The 25,382-nt window shown below is 59.9% G+C and carries 21 protein-coding genes; 7 read left to right on the forward strand and 14 right to left on the reverse strand.

Annotated elements, in window-relative coordinates; all coding sequences use genetic code 11:
• Nucleotides 1–7: 7 nt before the first annotated feature.
• The 7 genes from FH061_RS04180 to FH061_RS04210 all read right to left on the reverse strand — a co-directional run bounded on the left by FH061_RS04180 (nucleotide 8) and on the right by FH061_RS04210 (nucleotide 8,202).
• Nucleotides 8–784, reverse strand: coding sequence for an ABC transporter ATP-binding protein (locus FH061_RS04180; RefSeq protein ID WP_404822418.1), 777 nt, complete (start codon nucleotides 782–784; stop codon nucleotides 8–10).
• Nucleotides 784–1,563: an ABC transporter ATP-binding protein gene (locus FH061_RS04185; RefSeq protein WP_151633296.1), complete on the reverse strand. Its 780-nt coding sequence runs from the start codon at nucleotides 1,561–1,563 to the stop codon at nucleotides 784–786. Before FH061_RS04185 ends, FH061_RS04180 begins: the two co-directional genes overlap by 1 nt.
• Entirely contained in the window at nucleotides 1,560–3,458 is a 1,899-nt protein-coding gene (locus tag FH061_RS04190; protein WP_151633298.1) for an ABC transporter permease, read from the reverse strand. Before FH061_RS04190 ends, FH061_RS04185 begins: the two co-directional genes overlap by 4 nt.
• 141 nt (nucleotides 3,459–3,599) lie before the next feature.
• A complete protein-coding gene (locus FH061_RS04195) occupies nucleotides 3,600–4,805 on the reverse strand; it encodes an ABC transporter substrate-binding protein (RefSeq protein WP_151633300.1) in 1,206 nt (401 codons plus the stop codon).
• 59 nt (nucleotides 4,806–4,864) lie between these two features.
• Nucleotides 4,865–5,449 (reverse strand): amino acid synthesis family protein, encoded by a 585-nt coding sequence (locus FH061_RS04200; RefSeq protein ID WP_151633302.1) that lies wholly within the window; start codon nucleotides 5,447–5,449, stop codon nucleotides 4,865–4,867.
• A gap of 202 nt (nucleotides 5,450–5,651) precedes the next feature.
• Nucleotides 5,652–6,581 (reverse strand): UPF0280 family protein, encoded by a 930-nt coding sequence (locus FH061_RS04205; RefSeq protein WP_151633304.1) that lies wholly within the window; start codon nucleotides 6,579–6,581, stop codon nucleotides 5,652–5,654.
• Nucleotides 6,582–6,597: 16 nt separating this feature from the next.
• Nucleotides 6,598–8,202, reverse strand: a complete 1,605-nt coding sequence (locus FH061_RS04210; protein WP_151633306.1) for a 6-hydroxynicotinate reductase — start codon at nucleotides 8,200–8,202, stop codon at nucleotides 6,598–6,600.
• Nucleotides 8,203–8,387: 185 nt separating this feature from the next.
• Between FH061_RS04210 and fdxA the strand changes: the two genes are divergently transcribed.
• The 6 genes from fdxA to FH061_RS04240 all read left to right on the forward strand — a co-directional run bounded on the left by fdxA (nucleotide 8,388) and on the right by FH061_RS04240 (nucleotide 14,364).
• Nucleotides 8,388–8,711: a ferredoxin FdxA gene (fdxA, locus tag FH061_RS04215; protein WP_151633308.1), complete on the forward strand. Its 324-nt coding sequence runs from the start codon at nucleotides 8,388–8,390 to the stop codon at nucleotides 8,709–8,711.
• Between the two features lie 116 nt (nucleotides 8,712–8,827).
• Nucleotides 8,828–9,601 (forward strand): ferredoxin--NADP reductase, encoded by a 774-nt coding sequence (locus FH061_RS04220; RefSeq protein ID WP_151633928.1) that lies wholly within the window; start codon nucleotides 8,828–8,830, stop codon nucleotides 9,599–9,601.
• 54 nt (nucleotides 9,602–9,655) lie between these two features.
• Complete coding sequence (locus tag FH061_RS04225) at nucleotides 9,656–10,363, forward strand: TetR/AcrR family transcriptional regulator (RefSeq protein WP_318840952.1); 708 nt, start codon at nucleotides 9,656–9,658, stop codon at nucleotides 10,361–10,363.
• 167 nt (nucleotides 10,364–10,530) lie between these two features.
• Nucleotides 10,531–11,730, forward strand: coding sequence for an amidohydrolase family protein (locus tag FH061_RS04230; protein ID WP_151633312.1), 1,200 nt, complete (start codon nucleotides 10,531–10,533; stop codon nucleotides 11,728–11,730).
• 128 nt (nucleotides 11,731–11,858) lie between these two features.
• On the forward strand, nucleotides 11,859–12,791 hold the full coding sequence (locus FH061_RS04235; RefSeq protein WP_225984478.1) for a DMT family transporter: 933 nt from the start codon (nucleotides 11,859–11,861) through the stop codon (nucleotides 12,789–12,791).
• A gap of 562 nt (nucleotides 12,792–13,353) precedes the next feature.
• On the forward strand, nucleotides 13,354–14,364 hold the full coding sequence (locus FH061_RS04240) for an asparaginase (RefSeq protein ID WP_192804934.1): 1,011 nt from the start codon (nucleotides 13,354–13,356) through the stop codon (nucleotides 14,362–14,364).
• Between the two features lie 249 nt (nucleotides 14,365–14,613).
• On the opposite strand, the gene FH061_RS04245 is transcribed toward FH061_RS04240, so the two are convergent.
• Genes FH061_RS04245 through FH061_RS04265 form a run of 5 tightly spaced genes read right to left on the reverse strand, consistent with a single transcriptional unit; the run spans nucleotide 14,614 to nucleotide 19,453 of the window.
• Complete coding sequence (locus FH061_RS04245) at nucleotides 14,614–15,405, reverse strand: SDR family NAD(P)-dependent oxidoreductase (protein WP_151633314.1); 792 nt, start codon at nucleotides 15,403–15,405, stop codon at nucleotides 14,614–14,616.
• Nucleotides 15,402–16,136: an SDR family oxidoreductase gene (locus FH061_RS04250; protein WP_151633316.1), complete on the reverse strand. Its 735-nt coding sequence runs from the start codon at nucleotides 16,134–16,136 to the stop codon at nucleotides 15,402–15,404. The genes FH061_RS04245 and FH061_RS04250 overlap by 4 nt, the downstream gene beginning before the upstream one ends.
• 1 nt (nucleotide 16,137) lies before the next feature.
• Nucleotides 16,138–16,941, reverse strand: coding sequence for a citryl-CoA lyase (locus FH061_RS04255; RefSeq protein ID WP_151633317.1), 804 nt, complete (start codon nucleotides 16,939–16,941; stop codon nucleotides 16,138–16,140).
• Between the two features lie 14 nt (nucleotides 16,942–16,955).
• A complete protein-coding gene (locus FH061_RS04260) occupies nucleotides 16,956–18,470 on the reverse strand; it encodes a class I adenylate-forming enzyme family protein (protein WP_151633320.1) in 1,515 nt (504 codons plus the stop codon).
• 2 nt (nucleotides 18,471–18,472) lie between these two features.
• On the reverse strand, nucleotides 18,473–19,453 hold the full coding sequence (locus FH061_RS04265; protein ID WP_151633322.1) for a tripartite tricarboxylate transporter substrate binding protein: 981 nt from the start codon (nucleotides 19,451–19,453) through the stop codon (nucleotides 18,473–18,475).
• 195 nt (nucleotides 19,454–19,648) lie between these two features.
• On the opposite strand from FH061_RS04265, the gene FH061_RS04270 reads away from it, so the two are divergent.
• Entirely contained in the window at nucleotides 19,649–20,428 is a 780-nt protein-coding gene (locus FH061_RS04270; protein WP_192804903.1) for an IclR family transcriptional regulator, read from the forward strand.
• Between the two features lie 209 nt (nucleotides 20,429–20,637).
• Here FH061_RS04270 and FH061_RS04275 read toward each other — a convergent pair whose 3' ends face one another.
• Nucleotides 20,638–21,519 (reverse strand): DMT family transporter, encoded by an 882-nt coding sequence (locus FH061_RS04275; RefSeq protein WP_151633326.1) that lies wholly within the window; start codon nucleotides 21,517–21,519, stop codon nucleotides 20,638–20,640.
• 169 nt (nucleotides 21,520–21,688) lie between these two features.
• On the reverse strand, nucleotides 21,689–25,375 hold the full coding sequence (locus FH061_RS04280) for a hydantoinase B/oxoprolinase family protein (RefSeq protein ID WP_151633328.1): 3,687 nt from the start codon (nucleotides 25,373–25,375) through the stop codon (nucleotides 21,689–21,691).
• Nucleotides 25,376–25,382: the final 7 nt, after the last annotated feature.

The raw sequence follows: 25,382 nt of genomic DNA on the forward strand, positions 1-25,382 counted from the left end.
CGGGATATCAGACGCTAAGGTAGGCTTGCCTTACCGCGGAATTCGCTGCCAGTTCTTCCATCGTTCCGTCAAAGCGGATCTGGCCCTTTTCCAGCACGTAGGCGCGGTCCGATACCAGTTCCGCGAAATGCATGTTTTGTTCGGACAACAGAATGCTGACGCCCTGCGCCTTCAGCTCGACAATCATGTGCGCCATCTGCTCGACGATCACCGGCGCTACGCCTTCGGACGGTTCGTCCAGCAGGACGAGATATGGATTGCCCATCAACGTGCGGGCAACCGTAAGCATCTGCTGTTCGCCGCCGCTCATGCGCCCGCCGGGACGGTTCGGCATTTCGCCCAGATTCGGAAAAAGCTTGAACAGGCGCTCGGGCGTCCACTCCGGAGCCGGCGATCCTTCCGGCCAGAGGCGCTTTGCCTGCCGCCCCACATAGAGGTTATCCATCACGGTGAGATCGGTGAAGATGCGGCGGTCTTCCGGCACGAAACCCAGCCCTCGCGCGGCTATCTCGTGCGGCCGCAGGGTGGATATGTCATGTCCCATGAAGGCCATCTGCGCCCGGCGCTTGGGAAGCAGCCCCATGATGGCCTTGAGCGTCGTCGATTTTCCCGCGCCGTTGCGGCCCATCAGCGCAACCACTTCACCGCGGCGGACATTGAGATCAACATTGAAAAGTATCTGAGCCGCGCCGTACCATGCGTTCAATGACTGGACGTCGAGCAGATTTTCGTCCTGCCGTGCAACGGTTGGCGCCGCGCCTGCGGCTTGGGTCATGGCCTGCATTACGCGACCTCCCTCGAAATGGTGGATTTCTCGAAAGTCTTGCCCGTCCCGAAGTAAACTTCCTGCACTTTCGGATGGTCGCGGATCTCGTTCGGCGCCCCGCCGGCGATGAGGCGGCCGCGCGCAAGCACGATCATGCGATCGGCATAGGTGAAGACGACGTCCATGCTATGTTCGGTAAAGAGCACGGCCATGTTGCGCTCGACGACCAGTTTCTTGGTCAGCGCCATCAGTTCGTTGCGCTCCCTGGGCGCCATGCCGGCGGTCGGTTCATCCATCAGCAGCAGCTTTGGCCGGTTTGCCATGGCGACCGCCAGCTCGACCCGCTTGACGTCGCCGTAGGCGAGCACGCTGCACGGGCGGTCCGCCTGCGCCGCCATCCCGACCTGGTCAAGCAGATCGAGCGCCTCTTCGCGTTTATGCGCCGCCGCCTTGCGCCACATGGAAAACAGCTTGCGATCGGCCGACAGCAGGGCCATCTGCACGTTCTCGACCACCGTCAGCGACGCGAACGTCTCGGCGATCTGAAAGGTTCGACCCACGCCGAGGCGCCATATTTCACGGGGCTTGAGCCCTACCAGCTCATGCCCATCAAGCTGGATGGAGCCCATGTCCGCCGTGAGCTGGCCGTTAACCATGTTGAACGTGGTGGATTTTCCCGCTCCGTTCGGACCGATCAAGGCGAGAAGTTCGCCCGCGTTCAGGTCAAAACTGATGCCGTCCACCGCTTTGACGCCGCCGAAGGACTTTCCAAGATTGGATACCGTTAGCAGACTCATCGGTGCGCCTCCTTCGGCTGACGGAATTGTTCGAATACCTGCCGGATGAAACCGGCGATTCCCTGCGGGAACAGCAGGACCAGAATCAGGATAATGCCGCCCAGCATGGCCCGCCAGTAATCGGTAGTGCGGGCCACCGTATCATGCAGCCAGTTGAATGTCACTGCTCCCACGATCGGGCCAATCAGGGTTTGTATGCCGCCGAGCATCACCATGACGATGCCGTCGACCGACTTTGCGACATGCAGACTTTCCGGCGAAATGCTTCCCTTTGAGAACGCAAACAGTGCGCCGGCGATGGCCGCAGTGTAACCGGCAAGGATGAAGCCGGCCCACTGCAACTGTTTCACGTTCATGCCGATGGCGTCGGCCCTGAGGGTGGAATCCCGACCGGCGCGCAGCGCGTATCCGAACGGAGAGAACAGGACGCGGCGCAGCAGGAGCACGCCGGCGACCACGATGGCCAGCGCCAGATAGTAATAGGCCGTCTTGTCCTTAAGCCACTCCGATGGCCAGACGCCGGTCAGGCCGTTGCTGCCGCCGGTAACGCTATCCCACTGGTAGCAGATTGCCCAAGTGATCTGCGCGAAGGCAAGCGTCAGCATTGCAAGGTACACGCCGGACAGCCGTACACAGAACCAGCCATAGAGCACTGCGCCGGCCGCTCCGGCGAGCGGCGCCAATGCAAGCGCGGCTTCCATTGGCATGCCCGCACTGCGCGCCAGGAGCGCGGCTCCATAGGCACCCAATCCGAAATAGGCCGCATGGCCGAACGAATGCATGCCGGCCGGACCCATGATGAAGTGGAGGCTGGCCGCGAACAATGCCGCAATCATCAGGTCGATTGCAAGAACGGTCATGTATGACGCATCTCCCAGGAACAGGGGCAGGATCACGAGCAGCGCGACAAGGGCCGCGCCCGCCGCCTTGTAAAGCCCGGATGCCGGGCGCAGGGGTGCCTCTACAGCCGCGGAATTGCGCGTGGGTGCCTGCGGCCTGCCCAGCAATCCGCAGGGACGCACGACAAGCACAACCGCCATGACAAGGAATTCCACCACCAGAGTGAGCTTGGAGAACGAGATACTGATACCGAAGACTTCGACCAGGCCCAGCCAGATACAGATGGCCTTCAACTCGGCAATCAGCAGCGCCGCCACGAACGCGCCCGTGACGGATCCCATGCCGCCGACGACAACGACAACAAATGCGGCCCCGATGGTGACCATGTCCATTTCCAGGTTCGCCGGCTCGCGCGGCAGTTGCAGGGCGCCGCCGAGGCCGGCGAGCAAGGCACCGAGCGCGAACACGCTGGTAAAGAGCCAGGCTTCATTGACGCCCAGGGCGCCGACCATTTCGCGGTCCTGCGTGGCGGCACGCACCAGCGTGCCCCAGCGAGTCTGGGTAAGCAACAGCCACAGCAGTCCGAGCACGACCGGCCCGACCACGATCAGGAGCAAATCGTACGAGGGAAAGCGACGTCCCAAAATTTCAATCGATCCTGAAAACCCGGGCGCCCTGGGTCCGAGCAGTTCATCCGGCCCCCAGATCCACAGTACCGCATCCTTGATCACCAGGACAAGAGCGAAGGTTGCCAGCAGCTGGAATAATTCCGGCGCCTGATAGATGCGGCGCAAGAGGACGATTTCGACCAGGGCGCCGAATATTCCGACCGCGATTGCCGCCAGCAGCAATGCAGGCCAGAAGCCGATGCTGCCGCCCAGCTTCTCGACTAGGGTATAGGCGATGTAGATGCCGACCATGAAGAAGGAACCGTGCGCAAAATTGACGATGCGCGTCACCCCGAAAATCAGAGAAAGCCCGGCCGCTACCAGGAACAGCGACGAGGCGCCTGCCAGACCGTTAAGCAGCTGAACCGCGAAACCTGAAAAATCCATGAGACGTTCTTTCTTTCAGCCATTAGCCAAGAAATTGAAGGCTGGCCCTGCGATTGACGCCTGCGGGCCGGCGACAGGAATCGGCCGGCTTGAGTGAACGGCAGATGCTCTTGCGTTCATTCAAGCCGGCTCGTCCTGCTCTTATTCAGCGGGGCGCAGCTTCGCGACTTCGGCGGCCGACGGCAGGAACTTCGCGCCGTCCATGTAACGGTAGTTCACCATCACGCCTTTACCATTGTCATTCTTGGTGCGGCCTACGTATCCGCCCATGGTTGACTGGTGGTCCTCGGCGCGGTACTCGATCGGCCCCATTGGGGTCGTAAGCTTCAGGCCCTTGAACGCGGCGATCATTTTCTCGGTCTCGGTGGATTTGGCTTTCTTCATTCCTTCCGCAAGGGAGATGATTGCGCTGTAGCCGACAATCGATCCCAGGCGCGGATAGTCCTTGAACTTCGCCTCATATGCGGTGCGGAAGGCATTGTGTTCCGGCGTATTGATGCCGTACCACGGATATCCGGTGACTACCCATCCGTTAGGCGCCTCATCCTTCAAGGGGTCCATGTATTCCGGCTCGCCGGTCAACAGGCTCACCACCTCGCGCGACTGGAACAGGCCGCGCGTATTTCCTTCCCGCACGAACTTCGACAGGTCGGCGCCGAACAGTACGTTGAAGATTGCATCCGGCTTGGCGTCGGCCAGCGCCTGAACCACGCTGCCGGCGTCGACCTTGCCCAGCGGCGGCGCCTGCTCTGCCACGAATTCGACATCCGGCTGTTCCTTCTTGAGCAGCTGCTTGAATGTGGCAACAGCCGACTGGCCATACTCATAATTTGGGTAAACCACTGCCCATCGCTTCTTCTTCATTGCTGCAGCCTCGGGAACGAGCATCGCAACCTGCATGTACGTCGATGGCCGCAGCCGGAAAGTGTAGCGATTGCCGTTCTGCCAGACGATCTTGTCCGTCAACGGTTCGGCTGCCAGAAAGAAGACCTTGCGCTGCTTTGCAAAATCCGTGAGCGCGAGGCCGACATGCGACAGGAAGGTGCCCGTCAGTACATCCACCCGTTCGCGCGACACCAGTTCTTCCGCGGCCCGCACAGCGTCGCCAGGATTGCCATTGTCATCCCGGATCACCAGCTCCAGCTTCTTGCCATTGACCCCGCCTGCGGCATTGATCTGATCGACCGCCAGTTCGAGTCCCTTGCGGTAAGGTTCAAGAAAGGCGGGCTGCGCCTTGTAGCTATTGACTTCCCCAATCTTGATCACGTTTTGCGCCTGCACCGTAAGAGCACTGCTGGCTGTCAAGAAGACAGCGCCGGCTATCGTCCACCTGTTTATTGTGTTCATGCATCTCTCCTATTTTCGGAATTGGTATCGCAATGTCTTAACGGAATGCGGTGCATGGACTAGCGCAAGCCGTCCTCACCTTTGATTTCGTGAGACTGAAGCCCTCCCACGCGGGGCAATGGCCGCCCGCTGTCCGTGACAACAACAGCGACGACGATTTCATTTGCGCGCGGGGCATCGGCGACGCGTGCTTCCATCGCATCGAAATGGCTGCGGACGAATGCGGCGTCTTTATGACCGAGTGGCACATCCACGGCTGTTCCGATCCCACCCATCTTCTTGCTCGACGGGACCAAGGCCGCACCGCGGCTCACAGCCTGCCGCAAGGGAGCCCCAAGTTTCGGATGCAGGATGGCTGCGGCGTGTTCCAGCTCTCCGGCCTCTCCAACGATGGCAGCCTTGCCGTAACTTTGCGCCTGCTCCGGCGTGATGCCGAGCGCTGCGACGCAGCGCTCTCCCAGCAAGCCGCCGAGCTCCTCGCCGATGGATATCAGTTCATCGAGGGATTCGGCGTAACTGCCTGCGTACGGATTTTCCACGACCGCCATGCCCAGGGCTTTTCGCACTGGCGGATCAACCCGCCGGCCCATTTCCATGCGGGTCTCTTCGACTTGAACAACCAGTTTCCGAATCTTTGCAGCCATTTCAACTCCTTCCGTATGGACGGGTAAACGTGGATGAAGATCAATGCAGGCTATCTCGTTAAGTCATGCCGGAGTTCCACCGGCCGCATCTTCGCATCGGAACCCGTACTAGACGGGCATGTCTTGGTGTATGTCTCCACTTGCCAGCGTAATTCTATTTTGCGTTATCACGAAGAGGTCTCCAGAGTACATCAGCGATGTTTCATCCGCCAGTGGAGCGGGCCGCCCCCGCCATCGCGGCATTACGTACCGGCAGGAATGGCGAATCCGGTACCATCTCCGCTCCCAGATGCATCACCTGCCCCTGGCAAGCCAGCACGGCATCTCTGATCAATCCTTCTCTTTGCAAACGATGTGCCTGCTCGAGTCCCAAATGCAGTGCGTGCAAGACAAGCTCTGATTCTAGCGCAGGAACGTCGACGGTCACCAGCAGATCGCCGAGATCGCTATCGTCCTTGACCATGCATGCCGGAAGACGCTTGATACGCAGATCATTCACATTGACGGCATTGGCGATGACGGTTGCCGCGGCATCAGCTTGTGCGGCCGTGTCCGCAAGCACGGTACAGCTGTCCGCAATGCCGAGGGAAAAGCTGCGGCCGCGCCATCCGCTGGTGGCCACGCCGCGCACCGGGGTATCCGCCCCGATGTGCAGCTGCCCATCGGGGCGAAGGCTGCCGCGTTGTGCCGCATCTGTAGCTGCGTAGATTTCGGTGCATACCCCGATTCGATACGAGGCGCCCGCACTTAAATGGAGCGCAATGTCGCCGCCATTGTTTACTGCGGCGCGCACGATGCCCGGCCGATGATAAAAGCCGATAATCTCCTGCGCGACCGAACCGGCTACCGCGGCCATCGGTGTGATATAGCTGTCACGGAAAGGATAGCAGGCCGACCACATCCGGCGCGCGATAACTCCCTGAACGGGACATGTGCTGATCGCATCCAGCGGACGCCGGATCATCTCAAGTTCGTCCACGAGTTCGGCCAGGACAGAGTTGAAGCGCTGCCACGCAAGCTCATGTGCGGATCCGACTGCGTTGGCCGGCCCGTCGGCATGAATCACAAGATCGATCGGTCCATGTGAGAAGTGCAGACGACCATCCGGTAAGCAGGCGCGCTGGGATGTCATGGTGCCAGAGCTCCGCCTAACCCAGCATCGGCCCGACTGCGGCCGGCCAGTTGTTGCCGGATATCGGCTTAATCCATTTCCGGCTCGCCGGCGCCCCTTCGTTATGCCAGGCGCCGGTTTCAAGAACCGCCGAGAGCGGGCGCACATACTCCATATGTCCACCTAAGGCCTGGTACTCGTCAAGCCGCATCGTAAACTCGATCGGCGCAACAATTGCCGGCGTTGGAACCGTGCCGAAGCTGTTGTCCGGCATGCGCATGACATCGGTCATCACGGTAATCCCGCCGCCCGGCCACACATAAGCAGGCGCACCACCGCAGGTAACGTTGACAAGCGACTTCTTGATGGATTGTGTCAGCAAAATCGGGTTCTCGGTCACGCCTGCACGCAGGCTCCCTCCTGCTCCGCCGAGAAACAGCACTGTGGTAAGCGACGGCTCACAGTTCTCGCCGATACGCTCAACCACTCGCCTGACTTCGTCCGGCATGGTCTGCTCCACCATCTGCAGGTTCTCGTCGAGAACGAACCATACGGAATGTTCGCCGGTAGTCGAAGTCATCAGTAGCCGCAGTCCCGGCCAGGCCACACTGGAATCCCATCCCTCAATGATGCTCGCGGGGTCGACAATATCGGTGCCGCCCCATCCGGTGCCGGGATTGGCAACCTGAAAATACCGACCCGGCGTCGACTTGCGGCCGCGGATCTTGATGCCCGCCGGCCGCATGTCGAGACACCGTCCCGCCTGATGCTCGGTCAGAACGCCAGTGATGTGGTCGTCGACCACGATCACCTCGTCGACTTTCCCGAACAGTTGCTTGGCAAAGATCCCGATGGTGGCGGAACCGCAGCCCACCCGCATCCGCTGCTCTTCGACGCCATTGACGATGGGCGCTCGCCCGGCCTGGATCACGAGCTGGGCGCCGCCATCGATGGTGACTTCCGCCGCCTGCTTGTTACCAAGCAGCTGCATGATCTCGGCAGTGACGCGGCCCTCTTTCTTGCTGCCTCCGGTGAGATGGTGAACGCCTCCGAGCGACAGCATCTGCGAGCCGTATTCCGCAGTGGTCACATGGCCGATCACTTCGCCCTTGTAGCGGACGTTGGCCTGTTCCGGCCCAAGATAGCGATCCGTATCGATCTTGACCTTGAAACTACAGTAGCTGAAAATGCCCTCGGTAACTACGGTGACCATATCGACGCCCTCGGCCCTGGAAGACACGATGAACGGTGCAGGCTTATAGTCTGGATAGGTCGTGGATGAACCAACGCCGGTTACAAACGTTTCGTTAGCGTGAAGCAGGTCACCATTCCATGCGGCTGGCGCCGCGGACGATGCCTCCTCGTCGATCGATACGCTTGGGCGCCCCGCAAAAGGAACGACTGCCGCATCAGAATCTATTGTTCTCCGCAGGAGTATGACGGGATCGACACGCACCAGCGTGCCGTCGACATTGGCGTACCTGTCACACGCCCCGGAACGCCCTTCCGTTATCTGACATAGAACGGGACATGCATTGCACTCTATCTTGTTGCCGGCCATGCGATCGCTGCGCGGCTTGGCGCGCTCGAACACTTGCGGCTCGAATTCAGGAAGACCATCCGTTTTTGTGTGCTCAGTCATGACATCAGCATCCCGTCGTGTTGATCTTACGTCGCATCCGAACTGATGAAATGTAGTGTACACTACATTTTCGTTTAGTGTACACTACATTTAAATGTCGTGAACTCTACATTGCCGCCGTCGCGATCGGCGCGCCCACTTGGTGCCTCGCCCTGTTTCAGGGCATTCCTTGCCAGGAGAACGAGATGACTCACGTAGTGACCGATGCATGTATACAGTGCAAGTACACAGACTGCGTCGAGGTTTGCCCGGTGGATTGTTTCAAGGAAGGACCGAATTTTCTGGTGATCGACCCGGATGAATGCATCGATTGCGCAGTCTGTGTCGCCGAGTGCCCTGTCAATGCGATTTGCGCCGAAGAGGATGTGATGGCGGAACACGCCTGTTTTATCGATCTGAACGTAGAGCTTGCAAAGATCTGGCCCGTCATTTCCAGCAGTAAGGATGCCCTCCCCGAGGCAGAGCAATGGAAGGAAAGAGCAGGCAAGCTTGCCTACCTCGAGCGCTAGGCTTCAATGGAGACGACTGCGTCTCGATAGCGATGGTGCGCCACACAACGGTGTTCAGGAACACGCACCTCGGGAATGCAGTTCACATGTCACTCGATTTTGAGAATGGAGAACGTATGAGTGCTCTTCAGGAAGAGGAAGTACTAAGTGTTCATCACTGGACGGACAGCCTGTTTACCTTTACCACGACGCGAGACGCCTCGCTACGGTTCAGCAATGGCCACTTCACGATGATTGGTTTGCGCGTGGATGGCAAACCCCTGCTGCGAGCCTACAGTATCGTGAGCGCCAATTACGAGGACCATCTCGAGTTTCTGAGCATCAAAGTTCCTGACGGCCCCCTGACATCAAGACTGCAGCACATCAAGGTAGGCGACAAGATTGTCGTCGGCCGCAAGCCCACCGGAACGCTAGTAATCGATTACCTGCTGCCGGGCAAGCGCCTGTACCTGCTATCGACCGGAACCGGGCTCGCGCCTTTCATGAGCATCATCCGCGATCCCGAGGCTTACGAAAAGTACGAGCAGATCATCCTGGTCCACGGTGTCAGGACCGTCGATGAGCTCGCCTACTACGACCTTTTGGTAGAGCATCTGCCGAACCATGAATTTCTGGGCGATCTGGTCACGAGCAAGCTGCGCTACTATCCGACCGTAACGCGCGAGCAGTACAGGAACATGGGACGCATCACGGATCTAATTTCAAGCGGCAAGCTGTTTGCTGATCTGAACGTGCCGCAACTGAATCCTGCCGAGGATCGTGTCATGATATGCGGAAGCCCCGCGATGCTGCGCGATCTGAAATCGATACTTGAAGATCGCCAATTCATGGAAGGAAATACCTCCACGCCTGGCCACTTTGTGATTGAACGGGCATTTGCCGAACAATAGGCTGGAGGGCATTTCGCCGGGTCGCCTAAACATAAACAACCCTCACGATCAATAATGGCAACAACTTCTTCTCAACGTGGCGCTACCGGGACGGCAGCTGCTAAAAAACCCCGGGTGCGCGAGCTCGCGGCACAGGGAACGCAGGATAGCATCTTGCGCGCAGCCACGAAGATCTTCGCCAAGCACGGTTTCGCCGGTGGCCGCATTGATCAGATCTCAAAAGCGGCGAAGTCTCACGACCGGATGATCTATTACTATTTCGGCAACAAGGAACAGCTTTTCATTGCCGTCATCGAAGACACCTATCGTCGTTTCAATGACGCGGAATCGAAAGTCGTGCTCAACATGGAAAATCCCGTCGATGATCTGACGACGCTGGTACGCTTCATGTGGAACTATTATCAGCAAAATCCGGAATTCATTACCCTGCTCAATAGCGAGAACCTCCACCGGGGCAAACACATCTCCAAGTCCATGCGGGCGCGGGAGTACTCGTCCCCTGCTATTTCCCTGATGCAGACCGTTCTCGAACAAGGCGTCGCAATGAAGATTTTCCGTCCGGAGCTGCGGGCGCGGGATATCTATCTAATGAGCGCCGCACTCGCCTACTTCTATCTATCCAACCGGTACACGCTGTCGTCTTTTCTCGGCGAGGACCTGGGTGCGAAAGAGTCACTTGATCATTGGGAGAAATTCATCACCTCTGCGGTCATACGCCAGGTCTTGCTGAAACCGGAGAGCGTGCCTGCTGCATCGCCCTGAATACGCCACTCCGGAATATCCATGCATGCGGCAAAACACATGATTCACAGGTGAAGACGTAGAAGGCGCAAGTCATCCTAGAAGGTGAATGATCTGAGTAGCCAATATTTTTTGGTACGGGACAAACGGACGACAGTCAAGGCAATGTTCAATCAAGGAGAAAAGCAATGGCAGATGCAGCAGGTGTCCAGAACTCCGGCAAGGTGGTCATCAAAAATATCGGCCTCCTATTGACGGGAGATATCGATCACCCGATCCTTCAGGCTGACACCATCGTCGTCGAGAACGGCCTGATCTCAGCAGTAGGGTCATTTGCTGATTGCGATACGAGTCATGCAGATACTTTCATCGACGCACAACATACCTGCGTGGCGCCAGGCTTGATCGACAGCCATGTGCATCCCGTCTTCGGCGACTGGACACCGCGTCAGAACCAGTTGGGCTGGATCGATTCAACGATGAACGGCGGCGTGACCACGATGATTTCAGCCGGGGAAGTGCATCTGCCAGGCCGCCCGAAGGACATTGTCGGGCTCAAGGCGCTTGCCATTACCGCTCAGCGCGCATTCGACAACTTCCGCCCGGGCGGCGTCAAGGTGCTCGCCGGCGCGCCCGTTATTGAAAAAGGCATGACGGAGCAGGATTTCAAGGAGCTTGCCGAAGCCGGCGTCAGCCTGCTCGGCGAAGTCGGCCTCGGTTCGGTAAAGGCCGGCGAGGAAGCGCAAATGATGGTGGCATGGGCGCGCAAGTATGGCATCCAGAGTACGATCCATACCGGTGGTCCCTCCATCCCGGGATCCGGTCTGATCGACAAGGATGTGGTCCTGGAAGCGGATGCGGACGTCATAGGACATATCAACGGGGGGCACACATCGCTGCCCGAAGCCCATGTCTGCGAATTGTGCGAGCGGTCAAGTCGCGCCATCGAAATCGTTCACAACGGCAATGAGCGCGTCGCGATCGCGGCGGCGCAGATGGCAATACAACTGAAGTGCCCGCATCGCGTGATTCTCGGCACGGATGGTCCAGCGGGCTCGGGCGTCCAGCCGCTCGGCATGCTGCGCATGGTGGCCCTGCTGTCCAGTCTTGCCAGGATACCGGCGGAGCTTGTGTTCTGCTTCGCCACCGGCAACACGGCACGTATCCGCAATCTCAACTGCGGCTTGATTGAAGTCGGTCGCGCGGCAGACTTTGTCTTCATGGATAAGGCACAGCATTCGGCTGGACGCGATCTGCTCGACAGTGTCCAGCTTGGCGATATTCCTGGGGTTGGCATGGTCATGATCGATGGCATCGTTCGCTGCGGGCGGAGCCGCAACACGCCGCCGGCCACGCAAATCCCGATGATCGTTTCTTCTACGCATTGATATGGGGCGTCTCTGGCAGGCGCTTGCGCAAGGATGGATGCGAGCCGCTGCGACGCCGCCTGCCGGCGGATGCAGTCTGCGGAAGAAACGCAGACCTGACATGATGAAACGCTTGCCGGGTTCCAGGGATGTCGATGCTTAAGCCGCTTCTCTTGCGAGTTGACGAATTGAGCTCCTATGCCAAAGGAATGTGGCTGGGGCTGTTTGCAATGATGCTGTTCGGCCTGACACTGCCGATGACCCGAATGGCCACAGGATCGGTTCAGATTCCGGAGTTGTCCCCCTGGTTTGTTACCTTCGGGCGGGCCGTAGTCGCGGCAGGGCTTTCCATTCTTCTGCTCGCCATCACGCGTTCGCCGCTACCGGACCGAAGGCATTGGAAACCCCTCATTATTGCGGCATCAGGCAATGTCATCGGATATCCGTTACTGCTGGCCATTGCATTGCGCAGCGTATCGGCGAGCCATGCGGCAGTCATCACGGCACTTCTACCGATGGTGACCGCAGTCGCCGCCACCATCACGTTTCGTCAACGCGCCGGAGCGGGTTTCTGGTGCTGTGCCACGATGGGCACCGCCCTTGTTGTGATGTACTCGTTCACTCGAACGGTGCAGGCCGATGCCACGTTTCATCTGGAATGGGCCGACTTGCTGCTTGTTGCCGCGGTCCTTGCGGCATCGGTCGGGTATGTTCAGGGCGCACAACTCACGCCGGCATTAGGAGCTGAACGGGTCATCTGCTGGGTGACGGTGGTCTCCTTACCGATTTCTATCCCCGGCGCCATGATGACCTGGCCCGACAAGGCCGTCAGTGCCTCAGCCTGGATCGGCTTTGCTTACGTCGGCACGTTCTCCATGTGGCTAGCCCTGTTTGCCTGGTACCGGGCTCTCGCCGTCGGCGGAGCCATCAAGATAAGTCAGGTGCAGCTGCTTCAGCCATTTTTTGCAATGCTGTTCGCGGTCCCGTTGCTCGGCGAGACGCTGGACCTCCTAACGCTCGGATTTTGCGCGGCTGTTGTGACCACGGTATATATCGGTAAGCGGATATCAAGTCCTGTTTGAAGAATGAGGTGTCTCGCCATCACTTGTGCCAGCGCGGTTTTTCAACTTGCGTTGGCCGTCGCCCGGCGGCATGCGCATCTTTTCTTCGCCTCAATCCTAGAATATTCCCGTGATCAACTCCAATGATTCACGGACAACACTACCGAGAACATGCTTATCAAAAGCATGTTGTGCATCCGAAGAATTTGAAGAGGAACTTACCGTATGCGTGTACCCTGAATTTCTCTAATGTATCGGATCTATCGGGGAGAAGGCCTGTCACTGCGATATCGGCCAGAACGTCGTTTGAAAGCTCAAGTCACCAGACCACAGCGCAAGCCGGCATCTGAAAATAGAGCTGGCGTTTAATTCTGGTCATGGCTACAGAAACCAGGGCCGATCACTTGCATGAAGACTCACCCGGCGGGTGGCTACACGATTCTTGGCGGGCCACTGCAATTAACTACGTGATAAGATAACTAACGCACTTTTTTGGTGCGGTCAAATGGCTGCAGCCTGGTTTACATCCAAGAATTTGGGAGACATAGTGAAGTTCACGAAAACGGTAATCAGTATGGCGTTAATGGCAGCTTCTGCAGCATTCGCCCAAGGCAAGCCGGTGGTTCAGTTCCTCGCTACCGGAGGCACCATCGCCATGAAAATCGATCCGGTAAAAAACGCACCCGTGCCAGCAATATCAGGCGATGATTTGTTGGCCACGGTACCGGATATCGGCAAATACGCCACGATTGAAGTCAACAATCTATCCAATGTGCCGTCCGATTACATGGACCCGCCGCGTTGGATCCAATTGAGCAAAGCAACGCAGGCAGCACTGGATCGCCCGGAAGTGTCCGGGGTGATCGTCTCCCATGGTACCGACACGTTGGAAGAAACGGCATACTGGCTGGATCTAACCATCAAGTCGAGCAAACCGGTCATACTAATCGGCGCCCAACGCAATGCTTCGTCATCTGACTTCGACGGTCCGCGCAACTTGCTCAATGCGGCCCGTATAGCTGTCGATGCACAATCCAAAGACAAAGGTGTGATGCTGGCGATGAACAACCAGATCAATGCCGCGCGCTACGTAACGAAAACCCATACCGGAAACGTAGAAACATTCAACTCAGGCGACTTCGGCTTCATCGGCGAGGTATATCCGGACCGCGTGATTTATGCCAACGCGCCGCTGCGTCGCCAGCATATTCCCATTAAGACTGACACGATGCCACAAGTAGAAATCGTGCCGATGTACGGTGGTGCCGATGGCATGGCTCTGCGTAGTGCTGTTGATCGCGGTGCCAAAGGTATCGTAGTCCAAGCCTTGGGCATGGGAAACATGAATGCGCCTATGTTTGAAGCCGTCAAGTACGCTTTGTCTAAAAATGTCCCGGTTGTTGTATCAACCCGCGTGCACAATGGTCGGGTCTTGCCAAATTACGGATTCGTTGGTGGAGGCAAGACGACGTCTGACGCGGGCGCGGTGATGGCGGATGATTTGAAACCGGCCAAAGCACGTATTTTACTCATGCTACTGTTGCAAAACGGTGTCACGAGCCAGGCTGATCTGCAAGCCGCTTTTAACAAGTAATTATCGTTGCATACGCGGGAAGAAGGCTAAGGAGTTTTCAAGCTTCTTCCTGTTGTGCTTCAGCCGGAAACGACTACGTAAGGGGCGGCGCATTTGCTTAAGTTCCTATGGCGCCTTGAAATTGAGGCGCGTCACCTCGGCAAGCGACGGCTGCCTGATTATTGCAGCGAACAACCCCGACAGAACGATTAACAAACCACGGTTAACCTGGGCCAGACAGCGATCAAGCTGCATGATTGCATTCGAGCCCTAAGCGTACTTTGCCGTCAGTCCGCCATCAATGACCAGTTCAGTGCCGGTAATATAACCGGCCTCGTCGCTGGACAGAAACAGCGCCGCGTTGGCGATGTCCCACGCGGTGCCCATCTTCTGCATCGGTACCTGGCGCGCACGGGCGGCACGGGCCGCATCCAGATCGTCGGCAAACTGCCTGGCCACGGTTTGAGCAATGCGCGGCGTATCGATCAGGCCGGCGAGAATGCTGTTGCAGCGTATTCCCTGCCCCGCATGTTCGAGCGCCAGCATCTTGATGAAGTGGATCGTCGCTGCCTTCGTCACGCTGTACGCAAGATGAGGATAGCCGACGTATCGGATTCCAGCGACGGACGAGGTGGCCAGGATCACGCCGTGTTGCTGGCGACGCATGTCGGGCAGCACCGCGCGGCTAAGGTGGAACAGGCTGTCGACGTTCACCGACTGTACCTGCTGCCAGTCCTCGAACGTGATATCGGTCGGGCCGCCGACCTTGCCGATTCCCACGTTGTGATGCAGTACGTTGATGCTTCCCCAGTGTTGCCGCACCTCGTCCACGATTGCACAGACGGCTGCCGGATCCGCGACATCGGCTTGCAGAGGCATGCACTGCCCTCCCTCGGCCTGGATAATGGTGGCGGTTTCCCGGGCTGCCTCGGCCGAGATGTCGACGGCCACGACGCGTGCTCCGGCGCGTGCATAAGTTACCGAGCACGCCTTGCCGATCCCCCATCCCGGAGCGACCGAGCCGGCCCCCGTCACGAGTACCACACGATTTGCCAGCTTCATTGCGGCCCCAATCCGACGGTCATTCCGCCGCACACATACAGTACCTGCCCCGTGACGAAACCTGCACGCGCATCGCTGAAAAAAGCCACCGCATGCGCAATATCGTCGGGCGTTCCGAGCCGGGCGACCGGCACGCCCTTGATGATTGCCTCGGTGCGCGGACTATCGGCCGGGTTGACTGCATGAAACAATTCGGTCCCGATCGGGCCGGGGCCAACAGCGTTGACGGTGATCCCGTACGGCGCAAGTTCCAGTGCCCAGGTGCGCGTCATGCCATGCAGCCCTGCCTTGGTCGCGGCGTACGCAGTGCGGAGTTCCTTGCCGAGCGCCGCGCGGCTGGATATGTTGACGATCCGCCCGTGCCCCTCCTGCTTCATCCCGGGCAGCACCGCCTGCGTGCATTGCAGCGTGCAGCCTAGATTGAGAGCGACCACCGCCTCGAGGTCCGCGTACGTGGTGTCCTCGATGGCTGCAGGCCGCACCGTGCCGACATTGTTGACAAGGACAGCCACGCTCCGCCCGCCGACCAGTTCTTCCAGCGCCCGCGCAGTGTCTGCACGGTCGGCCAGATCGGCCCGCACGAAGATTTCGCCGTCTGTCAGACGCTGCGGGGCTTGCCTGTCCACCGTCAGCACACCGAAGCCGTCTTCTGCAAGACGGGTGGCGATGGCACGTCCGATGCCGGCACCGGCGCCGGTCACCAGCGCCCATCCTTTGCGTGGAGCCGTCATGTCAGTTCTCCCCGTCCGTGCTCAGCTTGTTGTGTCCCTCGCCTTTGCCGACATAGGGAATATCGTGGTCAATCAAATCCCAGATGTAACGCCCGCTCGGATGTATTTGCTCTTCGGCGATGTGGGCAACCAGGCCTGCTGCCCGCGAGATCACAGCGAAGCCACGCATGACTTGCCAAGGAATGCCAATTTCGCCCAGTAGCGCCGCGATGGCGCCGGTGGCGTTGATGGTGATGTGCCGGCCCGCTGCCGCGTCGACCCCACGCGCCAGAATGCGCAATGCGGCCACATGCTCGCCCTTGATCTCCGGCAGATCGTCGGCGATCTCAAGCAACTTGAGTGCACGCGGGTCGTCCGGCTTGTGGAGGTGGTGACCGAATCCCGGCATCGAAGCGCGGCGCGCACGGTAATCAGCCGCAATTCGCCGGGCAGCCGTTTCGGGCCCTTCGGGATCATTCATGATCTCGTGGAGCAGCTTTGCGCAGTTCTCCATCGTACCGACGAAGCTGCTGCCCACGGCCAGCAGGCCGGAGGCGACCGCTCCCTGAAGATTCTCGGGCGCGCTCATGTACACGAGACGCGCAGCAATTGCACTGGGCGTAAAGCCGTGCTCCATCAACGTGATCATTACCGCATCGACGATGCGCAGGTCTGACAGCGAAGGTGCACGGCCGGTAATCTGCTGAAACATGACTTCAGTGAACGTCTTTTTCCCGAGCAGTTCCTCGACCAGATTGGCGTCGCGGTAATAGAGATCCGTCAGGTTATGGGTACACAACTCAGTGATCGGCTTGTCTTGTTGCATGTCTTCCTCGCTTTTTAGTGGCTGGCAGCCTGCGTACGCACGGCGCACTTGACCGCATCCTTCTGCACCTTGCCGACCGGACTGCGTGGCAGGCTCTCATAGAAATGGATCTGCTTGGGGGCCTTGACCGAACCGAGTTCCTGCTTGGCGAATGCGATCAGCTCGTCTGCGCCGACCTGGCACCCAGGCTTGAGCTGGACCGCCGCGTGAACGGCCTCGCCCCATTTGTCGTCGTCGACCCCGAAGACGGCCGCCTCGTGCACGGCCGGATGACGAGCAAGCACATCTTCGACGTCGATCGGGTAGACGTTGAAGCCGCCGGTGATGATGACTTCGCGCAACCGGTCGCGCAGGTACAGATACCCGCGCGCGTCGAGAAAGCCCCGGTCGCCCGTATGCAACCAGCCATCGACGATTGTCTCGCTCGTCTTGTCGGGGAGATTCCAGTAACCCGCCATGACCAGGTCGCCGCGCACGACGATCTCGCCGACTTCATCGTTGGGCAGCAACCGTCCTTCCGGATCCATGATCGCCATGTCGGCTACCAGCGCCATGCGCCCGACCGAGCCGACATTCTCGTCCCGCGCAAGCTCCTCGGCACTGATGAACGTGACGATCTGCGGCGCTTCGGTCTGACCGTAAGTCGTTGCCAGCACCGGCCCGAAAAAACGCTGTGCCGCGCGGATCTTTTCTGGCGGCATCGGCGCGCCGCCATACACCAGGTGGCGCAGACTGGGAAACGACATCCTGCCGGCGCCTTCTCCGGCGGCCATCACCATGTAGATCAGGGTTGGCGGCATGAACGAGGTAGTGATACCGTCCTCGCGCAGCGACCGCAGAACCGCCTGCGGGCTCGTGTCCTCCGGTATCACGTGACATCCGCCCTGAGCCAGTATCGGCAGAATATAGGTCGATGCCCCGTGCGTGATGGGTGAGGCCAGCAGGTAGCGGTCGTGCTCGTTGAAACGATACGCATGGATCTGGTTGACCAGTGTCGCCTTCCAGGCGCGGTACGGCTGCATCACTCCTTTCGGCATGCCGGTCGAGCCGCCGGTGAACTTGATTGCCTGCACCGCTTCCATGCCGGCAGCGTTTGGCGCTGGGATACGGCCCGCGTGCCGGGCAGTCAACCCGGCCAGCGAATCATCGCCATCGCCCTTGGTGGCCACGACATGGGAAATGGATTCCAGTCGCAGCCCGTCCCGGTACTTGTCGTCGATCACGACAATTGAAGGGGTGGTCACGTCGAGCGTGCGATTAAGTTCGGCCGTCGAGTTGCGTGGGTTGAGTGGTACCCAGATCTTGCCTGACGCGAGCACCGCGAGCAGCGCAACGATATGCTCTACGCTGTTGGACGCGCAAATGCCCACCCGGCTCTGCGCGGCCGGGTCCAGCGTCTGAAACGCGGCGGCCAGTGCATTCACGCGCTCCATCAGCGCGCCGTAATGCACCTGCTCGCTACTGCTGATGATGGCGATTGCCTGGGGGCGCAAACGCGCGCTGCGGTAAAAGAAGTCGATCGGATACATGCTCAATCCACCTTCGCCCCGGAAGTCTTGACGACCTTGGCCCAGCGAGCCGTTTCCGAGGACACGAACTTACGCAGTTGTTCAGGGGTGGTACCGGACGGATCGGCCCCCAGTTTTGCGAGGCTTGCGCGCAGCTCCGGCACTTTGAGCGCCTTGTTCACTTCCTCATTGAGACGGGAAATGATCTCGGGCGGTGTATTGGCGGGAGCGACCAGTGCAAACCATGAGGTGACCTCGTACCCCGGCAGACCCGCCTCCACCATGGTGGGCAGATCAGGCAACGTCTCACTGCGTTTCGGACCGGTGATAGCCAGCGCTCGCAGCTTGCCGTTCTGAATATTGGGCAGCGCAGAAGGCGCATTGTCAAACATCGCCTGCACCCTGCCGCCGAGCAGATCGGTAACCGCCGGCGCGCTGCCCTTGTAGGGAATGTGCTGCATCTCGACCCCGGTCATCATCTTGAACAGTTCGCCAGACATGTGGATCGAGGAGCCGCTGCCGGAGGAGGCGAAATTGATCTCGCCCGGCTTCTTCTTGGCAAGATCGATGAACTCCTTGACTGTCTTGACCGGTACCGACGGATGAACCACCAGGATATTGGGAACGGTTGCAATCAATGAAATCGGCGCAAAATCGCGCTCGAAGTTGAACGGCAAATTGTTGTAGAGACTGGCATTGATCGTATTGTTGATCGCGGCGACATACAGCGTCGTGCCGTCCGGCGTGGCGCGCGCGACCAGTTCTGCCGCGATGTTGCCGTTGGCGCCGGCTTTGTTCTCGACAATGAACTGCTGTCCCATCTGGGTACTGAGCCGTTGCGCCACCAGGCGCGCGATGACGTCGGTGGCGCCTCCTGCGGAATAGCCGACGACCATCCGTACCGGCCGGTCCGGATAGTTGCCAGGTGCGGCCAGGGCGGAGCCCGCAAGAACGGAAAAGGACAGTGCGCCGACTAGCGCCCGCATCAGGGTCTTGAATTGCATGATGTCTCCTCGTTTGTTGGTTTAATGCATGCATGCGGCATCCATGTTCCACATTACGGACCTTGCCGCACCGTCTGCTGCCGTTCAATGCACTATTAAGGACTAAACATTGCTTTTATTCCGTCAGCATGTAAGCGAATATAGCATCGCTTTTTGGACTCGGATACAATCAAAGTCCACATTATGATACCTACTATGAAAACCTCAGGATCACCGACTACCGGCGCACAAAGCGTCGAACGCGCGCTCGCGCTTCTGAAACTTGTCTCCGGCCGCAACCGGAATGGGGCGCGCCTGGCCGACCTGGTTGAGTTGAGCCAACTGCAAAAGCCCACCGTACACCGCCTGCTCCAGCAACTGGTTGCCAGCGGTCTGTTGATGCAGTCGCCCGACAAGAGGTATCACCTGGGCCAGTTCTCCTATGAACTGGGTCTTGCCGCATCCCATCATTTCACGGTGCGCGACATCAGTGAGCCGTATCTAGAAAGGATTGCGCAAGAGACCGGCGATAGCGCGTTTCTCGTGGTACGCAGCGGCAGCGACTCCTTCTGCGTCGACCGCAAGACCGGCTCTTATCCGATCAAGGTGTTTTCCGTCGAAACGGGGCATCGGCAACCCCTGGGTGTGGGCGGAGGTGGCCTGGCGCTGCTGAGTGCGCTGCCGGATGACGAGATCGAGACCGTGCTGCTGGCAAACGCCGATCGACTCTCGTCCTATGGCGGCCTGACCGTCCAGGCACTGCGCACGCTGATCCGCGCCACCCGCGAGCGCGGCTACTCGGTGATTTCAGACTATGCCATTCCCGGGGTGACTGGCGTGGGGCGCGCACTTGTTGATGGTCGCGGCCGGGTGCTGGGCGCCATCAGTGTCAGTAGTGTTTCCCAGCGCATGGATCCGGAACGGCAGCGCCTGGTACAGCAGATCCTCAAGCGCGAGATCGCGGGACTGCATGCCGCCCTGCCGCGCGCCGGCTGATACGCAGGATCATCTGCAAGTGCGCGGCATTATTCGCCCACGGGTGCCTGGCAAGACGTCGGAACGCGGCAAGACCCGCGGTCTGCAGGGTTTGGAGAGTCATCCTCGGTGCCCAGGCGCATCCATGGGTGCTGAAGTGGAGGATCCGCCCGGACAGGGAATTCCGATCGGCCTTGGGCTGCCAAGACATATCGTACAGGTACTACGGATCATTTCTGCTTCATCGTCCGGGCGATCGTCATGCGTGTTTCCCACAGCACCACGGCGAAGCCTGCCAGGCATATCAGCGCAATGCCAATGGCCGTGGTGAGGTCGGGCAGCTGGTCGAATGCCAGCCACCCCAGTGTTGCCGCCGCCACGATCTGCAGGTAGCTGAATGGAGCAAGCAGCGTCGCCTGCGTTCTGCTGTAGGCCATGATCTGCAACAGGTGTCCAACAAAACCTGTAACGCCGGTGGACATCAACAACAGCCATTGTCCTGCCGATAACTGTGGAACCTCCCAGAACCATGGCAGCGCCAGGGTCAGCGCCACGGAGCCGAACAGGCCGCCGTAGTAATTGGTCGTGAGCGGAGGATCGTCGGCGACGCGCCGCGTGGCAATCTGAAAGAACGCAAACGTCAGCGCAGTCAGCAGACCCAGTGCCACACCAATGGGGTCGAGCGGCGATCCGGGACGTACCACGATCAATACTCCGGCAAAACCCGTCAGCACGCCGAGCCAGCGATGGAGCCGGTGCGGCTCGTTGAGCAGCCACGGCGCCATGGCCATCAGGAACAGCGGCGCCATGAAATTGAGGGACGTCGCCTCGGCAAGCGGCAGGCGCCTGAGCACCGAAAAGAACAGGATGGTCGACAGTACCATCAGCACGCCGCGGGTAAGCTGGCGTGACAGGGAGCGGGTCTTGAAGAGAGCTGGCCCCTGGGATGGCAGCACGACCGCAGTCATCAATGCGGTGTGCATCAGGTAGCGTACCCATGTCACCATCAGCACCGGCACACCCGCCAGTACCAGCCACTTTGCCGATGCGTCCAGCGTGGAGAGCGTCCACAGACCAGCGATGTGAAGAAGTATTCCGCTGCTATTCAACAATTGACTGTCACTTCAAGTAGATGCTGCGTTGGCTGTGTACATGCGTGCCCGGGTGTCCGGCTACGGCACCGGGCGCATCCGCGAGCCGCCGCTCGCGGCATGGCGCCTGGCGGGCAGTTGGAGGAATCAACGCCGGCCTGCCGGCGTACCGGCATTGCACGGGCGATGGTTATTGCTGCTCGTCCAGGCCGAATCCCCCTCCGCCCGGCGTCTCAACGACAAACACGTCGCCGGCCTGCATCTCGATCGAATCGGTTGCGCCGAGATCGACCCGCGTGCCGTCCTGCCGGACCACGTAATTGCATCCCGGCGCGCCCGGTTCGCCTCCCGCGAGCCCGAACGGCGGAATGCGACGGCGGTTCGACAGGATCGACGCGGTCATGGGTTCCAGGAAGCGCATGCGGCGGATCGCGCCATTGCCGCCGGTGCCTTTGCCGCGCCCCCCGGTTCCAGGCCGTATCTCGAAGCTTTCCAGCAGAACCGGAAAGCGCCATTCCAGCACTTCCGGATCGGTAAGACGCGAGTTCGTCATGTGAGTCTGGACCACGTCGGTGCCATCAAAGCAAAGCAACCCGTCCTGCTCGGTCTTGCGCAGCAGACCGGCGCCGGACCCGCCGGAGATAGTCTCGTAATATTGATAGCGGGCATTGCCGAACGTGAAGTTGTTCATGGTCCCCTGCGCACCCGCCATCACGCCGAGCGCACCGTACAGCGCATCGGTAATGCATTGCGATGTCTCGACATTGCCGGCGACCGTCGCTGCCGGAAAGTGCGGGTTGAGCATCGAGCCCTGCGGAATGATGACTTGCAGCGGCTTGAGGCATCCCGCGTTCATGGGTATCTCATCATCGACCAGCGTGCGGAACACATACAGCACGGCCGCCATGCAGACTGCAGACGGCGCGTTGAAGTTGTTGGGCAACTGGTCCGATGTGCCGCTGAAGTCGATGACGGCGCTACGTGCCTGGCGCTGGACCTTGACGGCGACCCGGATCACCGCACCGTTGTCCATCTCGTAGGCGAACTCGCCGTCCTGCAGCACCCCGATGACGCGGCGCACCGCTTCTTCCGCGTTGTCCTGCACATGCTGCATGTAGGCCTGGACCACGTCGAGACCGAACTCGCGCACCATGCGCCGCAGTTCAGCGACGCCTTTTTCATTGGCAGCAATCTGCGCGCGCAGGTCGGCCACATTCTGCTCCGGATTGCGGGCAGGATATCGCCCTGCGCCAAGCAATTCGCGTAGTTCGCGCTCGCGCAGGCGCCCGTTCTCGACCAGCTTGAAGTTGTCGAGCAGCACGCCCTCTTCTTCGACCGACTGGCTGTTCGGCGGCATCGAGCCGGGCGTGATGCCGCCAATGTCGGCATGGTGGCCGCGCGAAGCAACGAAGAACAGCAGATCCTGCTCCGTTTCGTCGAAGACCGGAGTGACGACCGTCACGTCCGGCAGGTGGGTGCCGCCGTTGTAGGGGTCGTTCAGCACATAGGTATCCCCGGGCCGTATCGTCCCTGCGTTCTTCCGGATCACGGTCTTGATGCTCTCGCCCATCGAGCCTAGATGTACCGGCATGTGCGGCGCATTGGCAATCAGGTTGCCGTCCGCGTCGAACAGCGCGCACGAGAAATCGAGCCGCTCCTTGATGTTCACCGAGAACGCGGTGTTGGCCAGGGTCGCGCCCATCTGCTCGGCTATCGACATGAACAGGTTGTTGAAGATTTCGAGCATCACCGGATCGACCACGGTGCCGATCGCAAAGCGCTGCGCGCGCGGTACCGCACGTGTCAGCAGGATGTCGCCACCTGCCAGCGTTTCCATCTGCCATTCGGGTTCGACCACGGTCGTCGCATTTGCATCGGACACGATAGCCGGCCCGAGAACCTGCATGCCCGCGCCAAGGCCGTCTCGCCGGTACACCGGTGTGTCATGATATCTGCCGCCCGAATACATGCGCACGGTTGTCACGGCTGCCGGTGCGGAGCTGAAGGCACCCGGCATGGCGCCCGGCACGGCGTCCGGCCCCCGCGGCTGCTCGCCGCTTTGCCCGATTGCCTCGACCGACAGCGCCTCGATGATCAGCCGCTTGTCCGGCATCAGGAAGCTGTAGCGCTGCCGGTAGCTGGCCTCGAAGCTTGTCTGCATCGCAGCAGCCTCGCCGTAATCAACCACCAGTGCGGCATCCGTGCCCTCGTAACGAAGATGGGCACGGCGCACGAGACGGATGCGTTCCTGCACAATTCCCTGCGCGGCCACCTGCTGCGCCGCGCTATCGGCCATGGTGCGCAGCACCGTTTCACATTGCGGCAGGCTGTCCTGCTGCAGCGGCAGCTCGACGCTGGTTTCGCGCATGGCGGTAATGTCGGCCAGCCCCATGCCGTAGGCCGACAGTACGCCGGCCAGCGGATGAATCAACGCACGGCTCATCCCGAGCGCATCGGCCACCAGGCAAGCATGCTGGCCGCCAGCGCCGCCAAAACTGACCAGCGTATATCTGGTCACGTCGTAACCACGTTCCACGGAAATCTTCTTGATCGCATTGGCCATGTTGGACACCGCGATGCTGATGAAACCTTCGGCCACCGATTCCGGCGTGCTGTCACGGCCGGTCGCCTCTGCGATCTGTGCTGCCAGTGCATCGAATCGCTGTTGCACTGCCGAGGTGTCGAGCGGCTGGTTGGCCTGCGGCCCAAAGATCTGCGGAAAGAACGCCGGCTGGATCTTGCCAAGCAAGACATTGCAGTCGGTCACGGCGAGTGGGCCGCCATTGCCGTACGCCGCAGGCCCCGGATTGGCACCGGCCGAGTCGGGCCCGACCCGCATGCGGGCGCCATCGAATTGCAGAATCGACCCGCCGCCTGCTGCCACGGTATGGATATTCATCATCGGCGCACGCATGCGCACACCGGCGACCTGGGTGTCGAAGGCACGTTCGAATTCGCCGTTGTAATGGGAGACGTCGGTCGACGTCCCCCCCATGTCGAAGCCGATGAGTTGCCCGGCGCCAGCCGCTTCTGCGACTCGGACCATGCCGACAATGCCACCGGCGGGACCTGACAGGATCGAATCCTTGCCCTGGAACTGCTCGGCTGCGGTGAGCCCTCCGCTGGACTGCATGAACATCAGCGGGATGCCGGAGAGATCCTGCGCGATCCTGTCGACGTAGCGCCGCAGCAAGGGCGACAGATAGGCATCGACGACGGTGGTATCGCCGCGCCCGACCAGTTTCATCATCGTACTGACCTGGTGCGACGCCGATATCTGGGTAAATCCCATTGCGCGGGCCATGTCGGCGGCCACCTGCTCGTGCTGCGGATAGCGGTAGGCGTGCATGAAGACAATCGCAATCGCGCGGATCCCGGCATCAAGCGCCGCCTGAAGTTTTGCCCGTAATTCTTCGTGTTGCATGGTCTGCAACACGTCGCCTTGCGCGGTGATGCGCTCGTCGATTTCCTCGACGCGGCTGTACAGCAGTTCCGGCAGCACAATACGGCGCTCGAATATGCGCGGACGCGCCTGGTAGCCAATGCGCAGCGCGTCGCGAAATCCTTTCGTTGTCAGCAGCAGCGTCGGTTCGCCCTTGCGTTCAAGCAAAGCATTGGTGGCGACCGTGGTACCCATCTTGACGGCTTCCACCTGGTTGGCCGGTATCGGGTCGCCCGGGTTCAAGCCGAGTAACGCGCGGATGCCGGCCAGCGCCGCGTCGTCATACTGGCCGGGGTTTTCCGAAAGCAGCTTGTGGGTCACCAGTACGCCGTCCGGTCGACGGGCAACGATATCGGTGAAGGTGCCGCCCCGGTCGATCCAGAATTGCCAGCGCCGCTGGTCTTGCAGGTTGGAATGGGACGCGGAAGTAGCCATGGTATGT

Source organism: Noviherbaspirillum aerium (assembly GCF_008929045.1).
Lineage (GTDB): Bacteria > Pseudomonadota > Gammaproteobacteria > Burkholderiales > Burkholderiaceae_D > Noviherbaspirillum > Noviherbaspirillum aerium.